The organism is uncultured Thiocystis sp. (assembly GCF_903866365.1).
Taxonomy (GTDB): Bacteria; Pseudomonadota; Gammaproteobacteria; order Chromatiales; family Chromatiaceae; genus Chromatium.
Genome location: NZ_CAIPNF010000266.1, coordinates 1 through 2,934 on the forward strand (window position 1 = coordinate 1; position 2,934 = coordinate 2,934).

Below are 2,934 nucleotides of genomic sequence, written 5' to 3' on the forward strand. Positions count from 1 at the left end.
GGACGACGGGCTCGCCGGCGCTGAGGCCCTGCGTGACGGCGATGTCCTGGGCGCCGTGCAAACCCAGGGTGACGCCGCGCCACTGAGCGCGTCCTTCTTGGTCGACAAAGACGCCAGGCTGTCCGGCCTTCCAGACCAGGAAATCCTGTGGCAGAAGCAGCGCATCGGTCTGGCGACCAACCTCAATGAAAACGTCGGCGCGCTGCCCAATGGCCCAATTCGTCGGCAACGCACTGACGCCCACATCGACCAGGAATTCGCGCGTCTCGCGGTCGGCCTCGCGACCCAGGCGAGCAACCGTACCGGGATAGTCGCGCCCTGGCTCGGAGCGGAACAGGATCCGCGCCGGTTGCCCGGTGGCGAGCGCGGGAATCACGGTCTCGTCGACCCAGGCGCTGACCCAGAGTTCTTCCAGGGAGACGAGCTGCATGAGCGAGGCCCCCGGCACGAGCACGTCGCCGGGATCGTGGTCGCGACGAATGATGAGTCCGTCGTAGGGTGCGCGGATCTCGGTGAAGGCGAGCTGTTCCTGGCGGTAAAGCAGTGTCTTCTCGGCCATGACGACCTGACTCTGCGCCTCGGCGATGGCGGCGTTGGATCGCTTGAGATCGGCCTCGGCGACATGGAGCCCTTCGGCGGTCTTGTCCACATCGGCCCGTGACGCGGCCTTGGTCGCCAGCAGCCCCCCGTGGTGCGCTGGTGATCGAGGCGGGCCAGCGCAAGCACGGCCTCGGAGCGGGCTAGATCGGCGCCGACACGCTCGGCCGTGCGGTGTGCCGCGTCCAGCGTGGCCAGCGCCACGGCAACCTGCTGCCGGGTCTCCGCATCATCGAGCCGTGCGAGGAGCTGACCGGCCTTGACCCGGTCGCCCTGATCCACCAGCACCTGTGCAAGGCGTTCCTGGATGCGCGCGCTCATGGTCGTCTTCACCCGCGCCTCCAGCGTCCCGGTCCCCATGACCTCGCCGACGATCGTCCCGCGCGCCACGGGGTGCGCGATGACCGATTCGGGGGCCAGCTTGAGCCTGTAGAACACCAGCCCGGCGACGACGACCAGCGCGGCGGCGATGAGGAGGGTCGAGAGGGAGGGTCGCTTCATGGCAGGACGGAATTCCCGATGGGTTGAGCGACGCGCTCGACCGGCGCGTCACGGTGAGAGATCGTGACGTCGCGCTTGGACATCAGGCGTTCCAGACCAGATAGCCGCCAACCAAAGCAACCATCAGTCCGCCGGTGCGTCGGGTCCAGGCGGAGAGATGGGCGATGCCCTTGCACTTGGCGAAGGACTCGACAAAACCGATCGAGGTACCGGCCGCCAGCATCAAGAGACAATGGCCGATGGCATAAACAAACAGCAGCGCTGCGCCGTAGAGAATCTCGCCGTGGGTCGCGACATAGGCCAGGATCACCGCCAGCACCGGCGTGGCACAGGGCGAGGAAACCACCCCGAAGAAAAGCCCGAGCAGAAAGGCCCCGATCAACCCGCCCTGTTTGGGCCGGTACTGGGGCGGGACCGGCAAGGGGATGGCATAGAGCCCCATCATCTGCCCGCCCATCAGCAGGGCCAGGACGCCGACGACCAGGTACCAGCCGCCGCCGACGGTACCGAACAAGGTGCCGAAGAGTCCGGCGGCCATCCCCAGGGCGGTGAAGGTCAACGACAGGCCGAAGACGAAGCTCAGGGAATAGCGAAACGCCTTCCAGCGATCGCCATCGGCATAGCCTCCAACGAAGCCGATCACCAGTGGGATGGTGGTCAGTACGCAGGGCGAGGCCGAGGAGATCACGCCGGCCACAAAGACCGCGCCGAAGGCCAGCAGCGGGTAAGCGACCAGGAGCTGATCGAGGTGGTCGAACCCGGTCATTCCGCGCCCTGGGCGTCAACCCCCAGCGTCTTGAACTCCGCGAGGATCGCCTGTTCGTCCATGAAGCCGATGTGGCGTTTGACCTCCTGGCCTTGGGCGTCGAAGAAGATCTGGGTCGGGATCATCTGAATGCGCAAGGTTTTGGCGGTCGCCTCATCCGCGTGCAAATCGACGAACAGCACGCTGGCCTGGCCGCGATAGGTGTTGGCCAAGGATTCGAGGATGGGCGCCATTTTCTTGCAGGGGATGCAGGTCCGCGCACCCACGTCGATCACCGTGGGATGACCGGACCCGAGTGCTTGGCGGATGGCCTCGGCACTGGCCGAGGGCAGTTCGGCCCGCACCGCGCCGATCGCCCCCAGCAGGAGGCTGGCGACGACGATGCCGCTGACCCGCGCAGAGTGTCTCTTGGGCGCGCGCTGGTCAGGGCAAGAGAGGAGTCTTGGTGTTTTCATGGGGCGGGTCGCTGCGTCGTTGTGTGAATGAGGTTCGGTTTGACTGCTCTTTGGCTTGGCGGCACGCCATGACGGAGCCGCTGGGCGGTGGCGAGCGAGGTGTTTGGCTCAGACCATGGGATCGAACCAGCCTTCCACCGTCTTGCGATCCGGCACCCCGCCCGAATGCACCACCTCGCCGTCGATCACCACCCCCGGCGTCGCCATGATGCGGTACTGCATGATGTCCTGGATCTGGTCCACCTTCTCCAACTCGATTTCGATGCATTTGGCGCGGGCGACCTCCTCGACCAGACTGAGCGTGGTCTGACAGTTGCGGCAGCCGGTGCCGAGGATCTTGACATTTTTCATACCGATTGACTCCGTTAGAGAACGAGATTGAAGACATAACCAACGAGGAGAATCCCGGTCGCGACCACGCCGGCAAAGGTGGCGATCAGTGGCCACTTGAGCACCTTGCGCAGGATCAGCATTTCCGGGGCGGAGAGCGCGATGACGCTCATCATGAAGGCCAGTGTGGTGCCGAGCGCCGCGCCCTTGCCGATCAGCGCCTCGACGATGGGGATGATGCCGGCCGCGTTGGTGTACATGGGCACCCCGAGCACCACCGCCGCC

Annotated in this window: 5 protein-coding genes and 1 pseudogene; all 6 read right to left on the bottom strand. The window is 65.6% G+C overall.

Annotated features, from left to right (window positions below; genetic code table 11):
• A partial coding sequence (locus QZY07_RS14665; RefSeq protein ID WP_295404169.1) for an efflux RND transporter periplasmic adaptor subunit occupies nt 1–649 on the bottom strand: 649 nt, incomplete at its 3' end.
• Between the two features lie 197 nt (nt 650–846).
• Nucleotides 847–1,098, bottom strand: a pseudogene (locus tag QZY07_RS27480) (hypothetical protein); the annotation flags it as partial.
• Nucleotides 1,099–1,180: 82 nt separating this feature from the next.
• Entirely contained in the window at nt 1,181–1,864 is a 684-nt protein-coding gene (locus QZY07_RS14675) for a cytochrome c biogenesis protein CcdA (RefSeq protein ID WP_295404174.1), read from the bottom strand.
• Nucleotides 1,861–2,319, bottom strand: a complete 459-nt coding sequence (locus tag QZY07_RS14680; protein WP_295404177.1) for a thioredoxin family protein — start codon at nt 2,317–2,319, stop codon at nt 1,861–1,863. Before QZY07_RS14680 ends, QZY07_RS14675 begins: the two co-directional genes overlap by 4 nt.
• 108 nt (nt 2,320–2,427) lie before the next feature.
• On the bottom strand, nt 2,428–2,670 hold the full coding sequence (locus QZY07_RS14685; protein ID WP_295404179.1) for a thioredoxin family protein: 243 nt from the start codon (nt 2,668–2,670) through the stop codon (nt 2,428–2,430).
• Between the two features lie 14 nt (nt 2,671–2,684).
• Nucleotides 2,685–2,934, bottom strand: a 250-nt coding sequence (locus QZY07_RS14690; RefSeq protein ID WP_295404182.1) for a permease, incomplete at its 5' end; no start/stop codon positions are given.

Coding starts and splice junctions, on each gene's coding strand:
- QZY07_RS14675 (WP_295404174.1), bottom strand. CDS start 1,864: ATGACCGGGTTCGACCACCTCGATCAGCTCCTGGTCGCTTACCCGCTG.
- QZY07_RS14685 (WP_295404179.1), bottom strand. CDS start 2,670: ATGAAAAATGTCAAGATCCTCGGCACCGGCTGCCGCAACTGTCAGACC.
- QZY07_RS14680 (WP_295404177.1), bottom strand. CDS start 2,319: ATGAAAACACCAAGACTCCTCTCTTGCCCTGACCAGCGCGCGCCCAAG.